Here is a 15,091-nt window from a genome sequence, read left to right as displayed (position 1 = left end):
CATTGAAATATTAGCACAAAAAGAAGTAAAAGACTATTACTAGCAAGAGAAACTTACCTTAGCACATATTTAATTTTAAGCTTTTCTTTTTAATCCCATTACATATAGTATTTATTTAGAATCTAAATTTAATGCTACAATGCTATAAAAAACAGAGAGTTTCACACATGCAACCATTACAAAGTTATCTACTACAAGGGGCTACTAGCTATTTAGAATTTTTAGAGCAAACAAATCAAGGCATAGAAGAAATACATATACTTCGTATCCGCATGGAAAAGTATGATACGCTATTGCTAGAACTAGATCGTATGCTATTTGGCACAGATTATTTACAAGTCTATATACAAGATTTTATAATCGATATAGACTCATTTGAAGAAAAAAGCTTTAATGAACCAACTAAAACATTGAGATTAAAATTTTCAGATTCACTGCTTACCACCTTACTTGATGAAACTACACAAAATAATAAAGAAGTAAGGTTAAGTAAAGATTCTATAATATCTTATTTGCTTGGTGATAATTATAAAAAAGAAGTGCCAAAACATTTGCGAATTTTTAATGATTTAAAATTTCTTGTAAAAAATATACGAGATTTTCTCAATAAAGATTCACTAAAACTAGCCCTGCCAACAACAAAGCCAATAGAGCTAAAAATCGCGCTAGATTCTCACATAAGCAAAGAGCAACAAGAGGCAATCAAAGGCATTTTCACTCACCCTATAAGCTATGTTTGGGGGATTAGCGGGAGTGGTAAAACACAAGTTGTGCTTTTTAACTGCTTATTAAATCTTATCACACAAAATAAAAAGACATTGATACTAGCCCCGACAAATACCGCATTAGAGCAAATCTTTATCGCCCTTATCACGCAAGGCGATAGAAAGGGTTTGCCGCGATATAAATTCCTGCGTTTAGGTATGCCAAGCAGTGATTTTTTACAAAATTTCCCTGATGTGTGTTTGCAAGCTGATGAGAAAGATTCTAAAGAAGAGTTAGAATCTAATAATGAATTACAAAGTCTATTTAAGCCACAAACACTAAAAGAAAGACTGCAAGAATGCCTTGTTATAGGCGTTACACTCGATAGCTTTGTGAAGCGTTATGCCCAGCTTTGTGAGTTAGAGTTTTCACATATTTTCCTTGATGAATGTGCCTTTTCACCACTTATAAAGCTTATCGCCCCACTTACACTTAACACGCCAATAACCCTTTTAGGCGATCATAAGCAATTAATGCCAATCTGCCACATGCAAGATTCTGACATTCAAACCAAACACTTTGAAGTGTGCGTATGGAGTTTAAACACACTCTTTTTAGAAATGTTTTTTAATAATCATGCGATACTACACGCACAGCATAACTACGATGATATTACATTTAACTCTATCGCCCATTATAAGCTTACAACTACGCACCGCTATGGCAATAATCTAGCCCATGTGCTAGATAGACATGTCTATCATAATGGCTTAAATGGCAAAGGTTTGCCAACAGAGATTTACTATATCGATAGCACAAGCTTTGGACCAAGCTATGAGTATAACGCACAAAATAATCGTAATGAAAGTATGGGCGAGGCAAATGCAATTACTGCATTAACCCAAATACTTATAGATGAATATGCGATTCTAACCCCATTTAGAGACCAGCAAAAGCTTTTAATCTCAAAGCGTATCCCTAAACATAGTGTTTTTACAATCCATAAATCACAAGGAAAAGAGTTTGATACTATCATTTTTTCGCCCGTGAAATTTAGTAAATATATGACAGATTCTTACAATAAAGCCGCATTATTCGCACTCAATGTAGCAGTTAGCCGATTGAAAAAGAAGCTTATTATCGTATGTGATTATTCCTCTTGGATACGCAGACAAGGGCAATTTATCACTGCTTTACTGCAAAATGCAAAGCCTTATCCACTCTCACATAGACAGCCCATAAAGCCTAGTGAATTGCCGTTTTAAGATATAGAGTCTTATATGCAACATTAAAACAATACGCATATAGAATCTTTTAGATTACTTTTAAGATTCTATATTGCTTATGCGGAGTTAAACGCAAAAATATGTTCTTAGAAGCCACAACTTTGGGGTAAATGCAGGTTGAGATGCAAAAGGGATTTTAGAAACCAACATAACAATCCATCATGTTAGCGAAGCCAAAACATCTAACACTAGAGAATCTAAATTTAAGCGACTTGGAATCTCATTTGTGTAAAATCTAAAAATCTAATAAAATTTAGCTATACCACTTTGGGTGACTGCAGGGTTTAGGGTGTAAAAAATAAAAACAAACATGCAAAAAAGCAGGACACAAAACAAAAAGATTCCACAATCTTAGAAATCTAGTGTGATTCTACAATAATCTCTGTATCAGTGCTAAGATTTTCGCCGCTGATTGCTACCATTTTAGAATCCGAAATGCCTATATTTATCGGTATAGACTTTGGGATTCCGTCTTCTAGTATCCATATTGAGCCTTGCTTTGTGTTGTTTGTATTTGTAGTCGTGTTTGCTTGTTTTTGTCGTCTTGGGGGAGAAAACATAAGTGGGTTTGATGATTTTTTAGAATCTGGCTTTGCTTGTTGTGCTTGTGGATTATAAAATATCGCTGCGATTGGGACTAAAAGCGTATCCTTTTCATTTGCTACTTGTATGAAAGCGGTAGCGTTCATGCCCGGTTTTAAAAGTAAATTTTCATTATTTACATAGATTGTTGTCTCATAGCTTGTGATATTATCTGTCGTTGTAGCGGCAAAATTCACTCTATCTACCTTTGCTTTAAATGTTTGATTGGGATAGGCATCGACACTAAAGCTTACTTCTTGGTCTGACTGCACCTTGCCTATATCAGATTCTGAAATATTTACGACTAGATTCATTTCCTTTAGATTCTGTGCGAGTTTAAAAAGTGTTGGCGTTTGAAAGCTTGCAGCAACGGTCTGCCCTAAGCTTATACTCCGCTCTAGGATAATGCCATCTATTGGGCTTTTTATAATCGCATTTTGGAGATCTATTTTTGCGGATTTTAGATTGGTTTGGATTTGGGCTATACTTGCTTGTTTGATTTTTATATCAGCTTTTGCGGAGAGATAGTCCATTTTTGCATTTTGTAGTTCAAGCTTTGAGGGAGTTTTGCCCCCTGTTGCTTCATAGAGTTGTTGCTGTTGTTCGTAATTCCACTTTTTTTGCTCCAACGCTACCTTTGAGGCTTCAAGATTTGCTAGGGCTGATTGGAGTTGGGCTTCATAGCCTTCTTTTGTTTGATTGAGTTTATTTGGATTGATTTCTGCTAGAATCTGATTTTTCCGCACAGAGTCATTTACATCTACATATAGCTTATAAATCGTGCCAGAGATTTGACTGCCTATTTCTACTTCATTTGTTGGCGAGAGTGTGCCAGTAGCTGACACGCTTTGTGTAATATCGCCCTTTATAGGCTTTATAGTAGTATAAGTAATGTTTTTAGAATCATGCAAAAAGAGATAAAAAAGGATAATAGCAAGTAGCACTACTGCAATAATGGCAAGTATAACAAACTTCTTTTTTGCTACCTTTGGCGTGATAGTATCATATATTTCTTTTGTGCTTGGCATATTTTTCCTTTTATTGTTTATAAGTCATTTGCTGGGTCATTGGTGTCTTCTTTTGTTTTATCTATTTTTGGAATTTGGGCGGCTTGTAAGATTCCATCTTTTAGTTCATTTGGAGCAAAGTCACCACCAAAGGCTTTATAAAGGGCTATTACTGCTTGATTTTTGCTTAGATTTGCACTTGCAAGGGTGTTTTTTGCACGCAGATAGTTATTCTCATATTCAAGCCTTGAGATAGAATCTATAAGGTTTTTTTGATAGCGAGATTCCATAATGCTTAGTGTATCTTTATGTATATTGTAGTTTTCTTGTGTGTGCTTTAGTGTCTCTTGTGTGATGAAGACATATTTTGCTGCATTTTCTATTTCTGCTAGGGCGGTGTTAAGTGTATTTTGCAATGAATAAAAGGCTTGTTTTGTATTCTCTTTTGCGATAATGTAGTCTTGTGTGAGTGCTTGACGATTAAGAAGAGGGGCTGCAAGTGAGCCTGCCATCTGCCATACCATATCGCCGATACCAAGCTGTGGTGAAAACAGAATCTGCCCTAGATTCCCACTTAGATTCACACTTGGTAATAATGCCATTTTTTTATTATAGCGTTGATACAGGGAGCTATTGAGTGCAAATACACTTGCACGCACATCGGGGCGGTTAAATAAAACATTTGTTGGCATGGAATCTACATGCGGGATTTGTGGGGTTTTAAAGGTGTAGTTATCTGTGTTTATATCAAAGTTAAGTGTATTGGCATTTAGTAGCACTAGCAGGGCGTTTTTATTTTGCTCTAGCGTGTATTCAAGTGATAGGGTTGTATTTTTTTGCGTGAGATAGTTGCTCTTTGTCGTTGCTACGCTATCAAGCCCCACAAGCCCTAGATGGTATTTTTTCTCTGTGAGTTTGTAGATTTCTTCAAGGTTTTGTGTGATTTGTTTATTAAGTGTAATGGCTTCTCTTGTTTGTCTTATGATAAAGTAGTAGTTTGCAATATCGCCTAGCAAAATAACTTGTGCGGCTTGTAGATTGTATATTGACTGCAGAATCTGCTGTTTGCTAGATAGTCTCAATGCGTTTAATTTGCCAAAGAGATCAACCTCCCAGCTAAAAGATAGGCTCATATTTGTCGTATTTTGCGTGATATTTGTCTGAATCTGCTTGTAGTTATTATCGCTATAATTGTAGTTTAGCCCAGCATTTGCTTTAGGGAAAAGATTCCAAGTATGTATTTTTGCGGTTGCCCTTGCTTGTTTAATATTTGATTCTAAGGTTTTTATATTCGTATTTTTTTGCAAGGCGTGATTTGCAAGTTCGTTTAATACAGAATCATCAAATAGCATAAAAAATGTGCTTTTAAAGTCCTTGTATTCATTATCTTTAGTCGTAGCGATACTTTCTAATAAATCCTTATTTGCAAACACTCTTGGCGTATGCGTTTTTATTGCTAAATCACTCTCTTTAGGAAGCTTTACGCAACCTATACAATAAAAACATATAAAAGGGATAATAATAAAACTTATGCGTAAGATATACCGATAAATCATAACTATCAAATAACCTATATATTGAAATACAACAGAATAACAAATTTGAAAATTACTATTAAGATTGTAATTATATGAAATATTGTTAAAGTTTGTGCGATTTCATGTCTATACGCAATAATATTCCATATAAAAATACTATTTTACACATTTACATATTGCATTATCTCCTAAACTTTCCTTAAAATGTTATAATGGCGGTTTTAACTCTATTTTAAAGGAATGATAATGACGACTTACAATAAACTTGGACTAAACATCATAATTGCTGGGGCAGTAACTCTAGCCATAGCTTTTGCAGCAAGTGCTATCCCAAGCGATAAAGAACTATTGCAAAAGGCAAAAGATTCTAGTTTAGATCCAATGCCAACAGGCAAGGAACTAGCAGCCTTTCAACAACAAAAGATAAAAGAAACCGGTGTTGCAAAAGGTTATAGCCCATTGCTTACAAAAGAGCAAATTGAATTAGGTAAGAAGCTATATTTTGACCCACGATTATCAAGCTCAAACCTTATCTCATGTAATACTTGCCATAACTTAGGACTTGCTGGTGCTGATGTCGTGCCAGCAGCTATCGGGCATAAATGGAGTGCAAATCCGCATAATCTCAATAGCCCAACTGTGCTTAACTCTGTATTCAATGATGTGCAGTTTTGGGATGGTAGATCAGCACATTTAGGCGATCAGGCACAAGGACCAATCCAAAATCCAGTAGAAATGGCAGCCCAACCAAAGCTTGTTGAAGAAAAAATCACTTCAATACCAGAATATGTCAATGAGTTTAAAAAAGCGTATGGAAAAAATGTGAAAATAGACTTTAAACTCATCGCAGATACAATTGCATTGTATGAATTTACGCTTACAACGCCAAGCCGATATGATTCTTTCTTAAGAGGGGATACAAATGCCCTTACAAAGCAAGAAAAAGAGGGGCTAAATCTATTTATCGATAAGGGTTGCACCTCATGTCATAATGGCATAAATCTTGGTGGGAATATGCAGGCATTTGGCGTTATGGGGCAGTATCAATACGCAAATATCGGTGATTTTAAAGGTAATGAAGATGGTTTAGTAAAAACCCCAACATTAAGAAATGTAATGCAAACTGCACCATATTTTCATAATGGACAATACTGGGACATTAAAGATGCGATTAAGGAAATGGGTAAGATTCAATTAGGCATAGATTTAAGTCAAAAAGAGATAGAATCTATTGCTACATTCTTTAAAGCCCTAGATGGTAAAATGCCAGAAGTTATCTATCCTGTGTTGCCTGTGGCAAGCTCTAAAACGCCAAAGCCAACTTTTTAATCTAAAACTTACCTAGTTAGATTCCTTAAGATTATCGCCTTTTAATAACAATCATGTTATTAAAAGAATCTTTAAGGTTAAGTCGCCTCATAATAACTACATGCATTTACACGCAACACAGAATCTATTCTACATATTGCCATAAATCTAGTATCAGCATAAAACCACTTAAAAATAGCAAAACACAGCGTATTGTAACTTCGCTAAATTTTTGCTATGATTGCACGAATACTTCGAAACTATGGAACTTTAATCATGAATTTTGTCTTAATAATACTCTCTGGTGTGTTTGATATTTTTGCAAATCTTGCATTGCAAAAATCCGATGGATTCCGCAAGATATGGTGGGGGATACTTGCCTTAGTGCTTGTGGGTTCTGCGTTTTTACTACTCGCTGTTGTTGTTGATAATGGCATGTCTTTGCCTATTGCCTATACGCTTTGGGGGGCTATTGGGATTTTGGGCAGTGTTGCTGGGGCATACTACTTTTTCAAGCAAAAGCTAAAACCTATTGGTTATGTCGGCATTGTTTTGGTAGTTATCGCTGTGGCTTTATTGCAGTTAAAATTCTAAATGAGACAAAATCATAAAAGCGGCTTTTTAAGCATAGATATTGCTTTCTCTCTGCTTATCCTATCATTTGCTTTTATTCTACTTTTACAAGCCCAAAATACAATCACAAAGCAGTTAAACACACATGATATGCAGAATCTTTATAAAGCAAATGAAACACTTTTTTACAACCTAAAACACAATATATGCAAAAAACACACATTAAAAACACAAAGCAATCACACCTATAATGCGTGTATGCTTACAGGAAAAGCAAACGATGAAATCACTCTGCATTACTATGCAATACAATAATTTCATGCAAGATAAATATTTAGAATCTAAAGACATGGTTTAAAGATATAGTCAAAAATTAGCATATTTAGTGTGGGATTATGGAGTTTTTGCGTGCGGTTTTTTGGAGTGAAAAAAGAACTAGAAATATAAGTATGGTATATAGTATGCTTAATGCCACTACGCTTGGACAAGTGCAAGTTTTATCAGTATCTGCGATTTTTCCTATCAAAGGGTGAATTATGCTAGGATATTTTATCAGCACTATAAAAAAACCCATATAAGAAGCAATAAGTAATATATATCTACCGATAATCAAGGATTTGGTATAGACTAAACTAATATATAATCCAACAAACAATGTGTTAATAAACAATGAGTATCCATAATCTTTATTTAAATCTATAATTTTCCCACCAAATCCAACCAATAATACATAAAAAGCATAAGCAAAAAAGAACGCAAGGATTAAACTTTCTATCAAATACCATAAATCTTTTATGAGTATTTTTAAAAATGTAATGAAACTCTTAAATGATTGCCGTATATTACAATGAAGTCTTTTGTAAAAATTCAATTTTTTAAAACAAAATCTAATAAAATAAATGAAAAAATTTTTATAGATTTTACATAGTATCAAAATACTTCCAAGGACTATAAAAATAATAAGTCCCAAATTAAAATAAAACTCAAAATTATTAGAAATTTTAGATAATATGAACTCTTCGCTTATGTTTTCAATTTTAGCATTATGCAAATACGCGATACCCTTAAAAAATAAAGCATACAAAACGATGAGCAAAAAAACCTTTAAAAAATCTGTATGATGCTCACATAGCTTTCTATAAAATCCTAGCAGCAAGCAGTCTATATAATCTCTAAATTTATGGGTATTTCTTTTTATATCAGCTTCAGTTTCAGCAGTTTTGCCCTGCTTATGCCATATTTGTTCTAGCTCTATTTCTTTGCAATAGAGTTCGTATTTGTGGAAGTTTGAAGCGTCTAGGAGATTATTATCTTTTACCAAAGCATTTTTGATAATCCTAAAAGAATCTCTAAAATCATTTGCAACTTTACTTGAAAAAGTTTTATCATCATTTTCTATTAAGGCTTTTAAATCTTTAAATTCAAAATTGCATTTCACATTCACAAAGTTTAGATTCTCTTTGAAAATAGCTTGTGAAAAATTAAGAATTGCTTTATTGTGAAAAGTTGCCCCATAAAAACAAGCGGTTTTTCAAATTCACACTCGTGAAAATCAGCAAAATCATAAAAATGGGAATTGTTAAAATAGACATTATAAATATGGAATTTTTAAAAAATAATTGTTTAAATTCATTATTTTTAAAATAAACACTATCAAAGAAATTACAATTTTCAAAAAAGGCAGTCTCAAAACTACAACTTCCAAACATATTTGATTTTTCTGTGTTTCTGTCATCAATTTCTTTGCCAAAATGGACTTCTTTTTCAAAGGTAGAGTTTTCAAAAATTGCTCCTTTTAAAAACTTAACTCCAAATGCTTTAAATATTCCTTTAAATTCACATTGTCGGCAATCAATGTTGTGTTTAAATGTAACATTGAAAAAAAATATTTCATTGTTAAATATACTAAATGCAAGATTCAAAATCTTTTTAAAAGTTACATTTGTGAAAATAAGTTTGTGTTTAAATTGTTTTTCATACCCAATTACACTTTCTAAAAACTCACATTTATGAAATTTCAAAGGATAATCCAACAAATCATCAAATTGTATATCTTTATTAAATTTGATAACTTCAAGGCTGTTTTCGCTTACGCAATTTTCTATAACATAAACTTTCTCTCTATCATCATAACGAACATATTTCTCACTTATTTCTAAAATTTGAGCTATATTTTTGGCGGCTTGTTTTGTGTCATTTCTCATTATTTTCCCTTTATTATTTCTATCTCATCGTTTGTGAGATTGTAGAGTGTATAGACTAAAGAATCAATTTGAGATTCTAACTTGCTTGTGTCAAGGGTAGAATCTTTTGCTTTAGATTCTAGGATTTTATCTACACATTTTATAATCTCACCACACAAGGGGTTTATTGCTAGATTCTAGCCTTTCATAACTTACTATTTTTTAAACAATTTGCTATGACTCCCCACACGCAAGGCATTAAGCTGCAAAATATCATCGCATAGCTCATAAATGAGTAATAAGTCTGGTTTAATGTGGCATTCTCTAAAGCCTTGCAAGTTTCCATTTAATGCGTGGTCTTTGTGTTTTGACTCTAGCTTCTCTCCTTTAGCTAGTGTGTCTATAATCTGCATCGCTAGGATTCTATCTGCTTGATTTAGGGCTTTTGCGTCTTTTTTAAAACTTTTTGTCAAATGCACTTTATACATTAGAGTAAGCCCTCTTTTTCAAACGCTTCTTTCGCACTGGCATAAGTCTTTAGTGTGCCTTCCCTTTTCTCTTTTTCAAGTTCTGCTTTTGCCTTTAGAATCTCTTTTTCAAACTTTGTAAGCTTGGGCTTTTGCACCTTGCATTTTGCGTTATCAATCTTTGCTAGGCTTTTTATCGCAGTGTAAAGCTCTTTACTAGCATTTTCTATAATCAGTGTCATTTGTTATCCTTTGGGCTTTTGTGTTGCTTAAAATTCTAGCATTAGTTTTTTATGTTTTGGAATCTATTATTGCTATCTCATCGTTTGTGAGATTGTAGAGTTTATAGACTAAAGAGTCAAGTTTAGATTCTAGTTTGCTTGTGTCATTTTTAGTATATTCTACTTTGTCATTTTGAGCCTTTGAAAAAGGCGAAAAATCTTTTTTAGATTCTGTATTTTTAGATACTTCGGCTAACGCCTCAGTATGACAAGCTTTAATTTCTAGGATTTTATCTACACATTTTATAATCTCATCGCACAAGGGCTTATTAGATTCTGTGATTTGTGGGATAGGGAGATTTCCAACACTTATGGTATCAAACCCAAATGCTCCCCCTTGCATATGTGAAGCAAAATATTTTTTTGAATAAAAATAACTCATTAATTTACTATTAAGTATCCCCAATAAAAATCTTTTATCAACCTTGAAATTATGCAATATATTAACCTTGCCTCCATAATATCCCTTTGAAGCAATGCAGCAACGAATAAAATTTGTCATTCTTGCCATAAAGATAATTTCAGAATCTTCAAATATTTTTCTTTTATCCCCTGAATAGTATGTTTGTGTGTTGTCAATATATTTACCGCCATTAAAACTATATCTATGAATATCAGAAGATTCTAGAAATGGATTATTATCTTGTCTGTGCTTATACGAAACATTTGCCCTAAATCCTGTAACAGATAATCCACAAAAAATATCACAGCAATTAGATAATTTTATGTGTTGAATATTGCTTATTCTAAAAGCAATGGTGTCAAGTTGCACAGAAAGATTTTCAATTTGCACTTGTGGTAATTTTTTAAACTCCATAGAATCCAGAGAATTTTCATCGTTTGCTATCCCAAAATTTATGGTATTTATATTTGTATTTTTATGGCTAAAATGGTTTATACAGGTATATGTGGAAGCTGAATTAAATACCTTGAAATTTGAAACATCTATCATTGACAATAAAGTTAAATTATTATCTATAAAATCTCTAATTCCCTTGCCAGAATCCACACAAATATACGCAATAGGGTTAATAAAACAACAATATCCATTACTACGCATTAGCTCTTTAGTTCTTTCTATAAAATACACAAAAATACTTCCTTCTTTGTTGGTTTTGTATATCTTTGATTTTTTATTTAAGAATGATTTTGTTTGGGTATCTATTTTTCTATAATCAATATAAGGCGGATTGCCGATGACCAAATCAAAGCCTAGAAAGTCGCCATTAGAATCTAGCACTTCAGGGAATGCAAACCGCCATTCAAATGCGTTAGTGTAGCCTTCACCACTTGTTGTAGAATCTAGCTTTTTACGCAGGGCGACTATTTTGCCATAGGAAATATAGGCTTCATCTTCTTGCTCTTTGTTAAGCTGTGGATTGCCAAATATATTGTGTGCGTAGGATAAGCCATCTAATAAGCTTTCATTATCTAAAAGCGAAATGCCATAATTTGTGATATGTGTTTGAATAGCTTTTTCTAGCTCATTTTTGGTCTTTGGGTCTTTCAGTGTGAGTGTGAAAGTTTGCTTGATAGATTCAATTTGTGCTTCAATCTCTTGCTTTGAGATGTTTAAGATATTTTGGTCGGCGTTTTTGTAGTCAAAGACAAGCTTTTTGTATCTTTCTATTTGGTGTGTAATATTTGGAATATGTTTGAGTGAATCTTTTAAATCAAAGCGGCTTATAAGTGAATTTCCACATTTAATATTTATATCAATGTTTGGCAGGGTTTCTAAATCGCCTGTATTTTTACCATTAGAATCAAAGATATAAAAGCTGTATTTAAGTAGCTCTATCCATAGCCTTAGCTTTGTGATTTCACAAGAGTTTGGGTTTATATCCACGCCAAAAAGGCAGGATTCTATCAAAATGCGTTTGTTATGAAATAGGGCTTTTTGGATTATGTGAGATTCTAAATTTTCGTGGGCTGGGGTTTGATAAGTATGCAGGGTGTTATTAGAATCTTGTATTAAAATCTCATCATTTTCTAGGCGTAATCTTATGTCTTTTAATCGCTTGTAGTCTCGCTCTCCATTATCATCAATGTGAATCTCACAGAGAATCTTAAGGCGGAATTTTAGCTCTATCATAGCATTGAGCATAGATACAAGGAAGTGTCCGCTACCAACGGCTGGATCGCAAACCTTTATAGAATCAAAAATGGCATTTGCCTCTTTATAGCCATCTTTTGAATCTGTGAGTTTATCTAGCTTTTGTGCTAAAGATTCTAAGCTATCGCATTCCCACGATTTTCTTTCATTAAACTTATCTATAACGACTTTTTCTAGCGACTCTTTACACATATAGCTAGTGATAAAGCTAGGCGTGTAGAAACTGCCCTCTTTATAGCCATTTAGCTTTTCAAAGACTAGTCCTAACACAGCGGCATTTATCAGCTTGTCGTGGTTTGTTTTGGTGTGGTTTATAATGTCCTTTGGCGTGGTGGTGAAGTCATAGGCGTGTAAGAATTTAAAGAGATATTCTAAAAGGGGCAGGGACTGCGTGTCTTTATAATCTTTGTCTTTTTTAAGGATTGAGTGCTTGAAAATGGCGAGATGATTAGAATCTAGTTTGCTTATTTCGTTATTTTGCTTTTCTAATTCTGTTTTGTCAAAAAGGCTTGAGTTAAGATAAGGGATAGAATCTTTTAGCTTTAAGTCTGTTTTTCGCTTCTCTTTTTTAAGGGCTAATATGTCAAAAAAGAGTGTGTTTAAGTCTGTGAAGTTTTGCAATGTGTCAATGTCTAAAAAGGGCTTTTTAATATGCTTGAAACTTAAAAGCATAGATTCTAAAAGCCTTAGGAATAATATGCGGTTATTCCAAGTGGTAAGCAAGGAAAAGATTGTCTCAAAGTCTTTGTCTCTATCAAGTCCTAGTTTGTTGCAGATTGAATCTAAAAGCGTGTTTTGCTCTGTGGTGGGGAGGATTAGAATCTTGCCTTTTTGGTCTATCTCTTTTAGCCCTAGAATGTAGAGCAATTCATCATAAAAGCTTTGATTGAGTGTGTTGGCGTCAATGCAATTTTTTTGTTTGAGTAGGATTTGTGGGCTTAGGGCTTGATATAGCAGGGGCAGGGGTGTAGTCTGTATATTAAAATGGGTAAATTTTAGTGTGGAGTTAAGGGAGAGCAAATAGTCTTTAAGTGTGGCGTAAAACTTGCTTGTGCTTGTGTCTGTGCCTTGATTCTTATCGCAGTTATCAAAGGCTTTTAGGATTGTTTTATCTTTAGCAAATGTGAGATACTCTCTAGCGTCTATGAGATAGAAATCTCGCGTATTTGTTAGGATAATGTGCTTTATGTCGTTGTTGTTATGGGTTTTATACTCGCGTAAAAAGTAGAGAATGGATTCATAAAAGGCTTTGGATTCTAGATTTTCTACCAAAACTGGGCGGGTGCAGGGTTTAGGGTGCGTTATTTTAGATTCTAGTTTCTTGTCATTTTTGCAAGTGTGGGCAAGAGATTGTTTCGTGTGAGCCTTTGAAAAAGGCAAAAAATCTTTTTTAGAATCTATGTTAGATATTTCGCTTTGCTCAATATGACAAGCATTAGACTCCAGATTTTCTAGGATTTGTGCCTTAACCCCCACAGCCAGCTCAAGTGGTATAGATTCTAGATTCTGTATTGTTTGGTTTGTGCTATTTATAGAATCTGTAGTTTTAGTAGATTCTAGAATTTTGTCATTTTTGCAAGTGTGGGCAAGAGATTGTTTCGTGTGAGCCTTTGAAAAAAGCGAAAAATCTCTTTTAGATTCCAAATCTTTAGATACTTTTGCTAACGCTTCAGTATGACAAGGATTAGAATCTAGACTATATTCTGGTGCAAATAGTGTTACTACCCCCCCCCCCCCATTGTTAGCGTTTATAAACTCTGCTTTGTTGCTTAGACTTTTGACTTCAAAAAGCACTCTAGCTTTGTTGTCTTCATAAATGCTTAAATCAATGCGATTTTTGGTGTTGCACTCATAGGCAAAGCTTTTGGCTAGAAACTCTATCAAAGCGATTTTTTGATGCTCTTCACTCTCATTTTCATTTGTGTGTAAAAGCTTATCCCTATGTTTGCTAAAAGATTCTAGCTCACTCTCACTTGGACTATGGGCGTTTGATAGAAAGTCTTCTAGGGGGATAGGCGTGTAAGTCATTGTAGCTTCTCTTTTGTGGGGTTTGTAAAGTGGATTATAGCAAAACTTTGACCATTCAAACTATACGATGGATAGCATTTAATAAAAAGCAAGTAGCCTTATTAAAATGGCAACATTCACACAAGACTCTTTATCGCATTTTCTACATTTTTTATAACCCAATTTGGTGTGCTAGCCCCAGCGCTTATTCCACATATTTTTTTACCTGCAAACCATTCTTGTTTGATGTCGTTTTCATCTTCGACTAGATAGCTATCCTTGCAATGATTTTGTGCGATATAGAAAAGCTGCTTTGTATTCGATGAGGTTTTGCCGCCGACAATAATCATAATATCAGCCTTTTGACTAAGCGTCCTTGTTGCCTCTTGATTCTCAAAAGTCGCATTGCATATTGTGTTAAACACTCGCACTTCCATGGCATTACTGACAAGATACTGCACGATTTGTAGGAATTGCTCTATTTGCTTTGTGGTTTGTGATACGACTGCTACTTTTTTTGGAATCTTTTTTATTTGCTGCAAGGATTCTAAATCACTCACAACGATGGGTGTTTTCACACTATAACTCATCACGCTACGCACTTCAGGGTGATTAGAATCTCCAAAAATCACAATATTATACCCATCATTACTCATCTTTTCTACAATCTGCTGTGGCTTTGTAACAAAGGGGCAAGTCGCATCAGTGATACTAACGCCCTTTGTTTGCAAGATTGCTAGATTCTGTTTTGTGATGCCATGTGTGCGGATAATCACGCTTTTACTATCGCCTAGCTTTGTAATATCTTCTTGCACTTTTACGCCAAAATTTTTCTCTAAACGGCTGATTTCAAGCGGATTGTGTATAAGCGGTCCTAGTGTGAGTGTGTTTGGGTTGTTTTGTGCGATTTTTTCTGTGATTTTTATCGCTCTTTTCACACCAAAACAAAATCCATATTTATCTGCAAGTATGACTTCCATGATATTCCTTATTGTAATTTTTTAGCCTTATATAATGTGTATTGTGAAAAATTATAACAAA

At 33.9% G+C, this 15,091-nt stretch carries 13 protein-coding genes; 4 read left to right on the top strand and 9 right to left on the bottom strand.

All coding sequences use genetic code 11. From position 1 onward, the window contains the following. Positions 1-167 precede the first annotated feature (167 nt). Positions 168-1,970 (top strand): AAA domain-containing protein, encoded by a 1,803-nt coding sequence (locus XJ32_RS05485; protein ID WP_167619987.1) that lies wholly within the window; start codon positions 168-170, stop codon positions 1,968-1,970. Positions 1,971-2,350: 380 nt separating this feature from the next. Here the strand turns inward: XJ32_RS05485 and XJ32_RS05480 are convergent, their stop codons facing one another. Continuing rightward, the gene (locus tag XJ32_RS05480; RefSeq protein WP_077388600.1) at positions 2,351-3,601 is read right to left on the bottom strand and encodes an efflux RND transporter periplasmic adaptor subunit; all 1,251 of its coding nucleotides are present in this window, start codon (positions 3,599-3,601) and stop codon (positions 2,351-2,353) included. A 17-nt stretch (positions 3,602-3,618) separates the two neighbouring features. Next, positions 3,619-5,136, bottom strand: a complete 1,518-nt coding sequence (locus XJ32_RS05475; RefSeq protein ID WP_077388599.1) for a TolC family protein — start codon at positions 5,134-5,136, stop codon at positions 3,619-3,621. Positions 5,137-5,364: 228 nt separating this feature from the next. On the opposite strand from XJ32_RS05475, the gene XJ32_RS05470 reads away from it, so the two are divergent. From XJ32_RS05470 to XJ32_RS05460, 3 genes are all read left to right on the top strand, one after another. Next, entirely contained in the window at positions 5,365-6,447 is a 1,083-nt protein-coding gene (locus XJ32_RS05470; RefSeq protein ID WP_077388598.1) for a cytochrome-c peroxidase, read from the top strand. 255 nt (positions 6,448-6,702) lie between these two features. Further along, positions 6,703-7,020, top strand: a complete 318-nt coding sequence (locus XJ32_RS05465) for a DMT family transporter (protein WP_005216778.1) — start codon at positions 6,703-6,705, stop codon at positions 7,018-7,020. Then, positions 7,021-7,314 (top strand): hypothetical protein, encoded by a 294-nt coding sequence (locus XJ32_RS05460; protein ID WP_004086154.1) that lies wholly within the window; start codon positions 7,021-7,023, stop codon positions 7,312-7,314. A 67-nt stretch (positions 7,315-7,381) separates the two neighbouring features. Here the strand turns inward: XJ32_RS05460 and XJ32_RS12785 are convergent, their stop codons facing one another. The 7 genes from XJ32_RS12785 to XJ32_RS05430 form a co-directional block, all read right to left on the bottom strand. Beyond that, the gene (locus XJ32_RS12785) at positions 7,382-8,443 is read right to left on the bottom strand and encodes a hypothetical protein (RefSeq protein WP_254422503.1); all 1,062 of its coding nucleotides are present in this window, start codon (positions 8,441-8,443) and stop codon (positions 7,382-7,384) included. A gap of 49 nt (positions 8,444-8,492) precedes the next feature. Then, the gene (locus XJ32_RS12780) at positions 8,493-9,203 is read right to left on the bottom strand and encodes a hypothetical protein (protein WP_254422502.1); all 711 of its coding nucleotides are present in this window, start codon (positions 9,201-9,203) and stop codon (positions 8,493-8,495) included. Then, positions 9,203-9,361 carry a type II restriction endonuclease gene (locus XJ32_RS05450; protein ID WP_254422501.1) on the bottom strand — a complete coding sequence of 53 codons (159 nt, stop codon included), beginning with the start codon at positions 9,359-9,361 and terminating at the stop codon, positions 9,203-9,205. The genes XJ32_RS12780 and XJ32_RS05450 overlap by 1 nt, the downstream gene beginning before the upstream one ends. 36 nt (positions 9,362-9,397) lie before the next feature. Then, entirely contained in the window at positions 9,398-9,670 is a 273-nt protein-coding gene (locus XJ32_RS05445; protein WP_077388596.1) for a type II toxin-antitoxin system YafQ family toxin, read from the bottom strand. Beyond that, positions 9,670-9,891, bottom strand: a complete 222-nt coding sequence (locus XJ32_RS05440) for a hypothetical protein (RefSeq protein WP_002955605.1) — start codon at positions 9,889-9,891, stop codon at positions 9,670-9,672. The genes XJ32_RS05445 and XJ32_RS05440 overlap by 1 nt, the downstream gene beginning before the upstream one ends. A 49-nt stretch (positions 9,892-9,940) precedes the next feature. Further along, on the bottom strand, positions 9,941-14,071 hold the full coding sequence (locus XJ32_RS05435; RefSeq protein ID WP_254422500.1) for a type IIG restriction enzyme/methyltransferase: 4,131 nt from the start codon (positions 14,069-14,071) through the stop codon (positions 9,941-9,943). A 116-nt stretch (positions 14,072-14,187) separates the two neighbouring features. Then, a complete protein-coding gene (locus tag XJ32_RS05430; RefSeq protein ID WP_077388595.1) occupies positions 14,188-15,030 on the bottom strand; it encodes a 4-hydroxy-3-methylbut-2-enyl diphosphate reductase in 843 nt (280 codons plus the stop codon). Positions 15,031-15,091 lie beyond the last annotated feature (61 nt).

This window comes from Helicobacter bilis (assembly GCF_001999985.1).
GTDB lineage: Bacteria > Campylobacterota > Campylobacteria > Campylobacterales > Helicobacteraceae > Helicobacter_A > Helicobacter_A rappini.
This window is presented reverse-complemented; position numbering and strand designations above follow the sequence as displayed.